Raw genomic sequence first — 242 nt, 5'->3', positions numbered from 1 at the left:
TTCCGCTTCCTGCACGTGTCGACCGACGAAGTGTTCGGCTCGCTTTCCGCTACCGATCCGCAATTCTCCGAAACTACGCCGTACGCGCCGAATAGCCCTTACTCGGCCACCAAGGCGGGTTCCGACCATCTGGTGCGCGCCTACCATCATACGTATGGCCTGCCGGTGCTCACCACGAACTGCTCGAACAACTACGGTCCGTACCAGTTCCCCGAGAAACTGATTCCGCTGATGATCGCCAA

1 protein-coding gene is annotated in these 242 nt (G+C 59.1%); it reads left to right on the top strand.

Features of this window, described 5'->3' with window-relative positions; genetic code table 11:
* The coding region (locus P0D73_RS46945) for a GDP-mannose 4,6-dehydratase (protein ID WP_408436599.1) at positions 1–242 on the top strand (242 nt) is incomplete at both ends.

Origin of the sequence: Paraburkholderia sp. RL18-101-BIB-B, from assembly GCF_046026985.1 — a bacterium.
GTDB lineage: Bacteria > Pseudomonadota > Gammaproteobacteria > Burkholderiales > Burkholderiaceae > Paraburkholderia.
The sequence above is the reverse complement of the archived record's forward strand: the minus strand, read 5'-3'. Positions and strand labels throughout refer to the sequence as shown.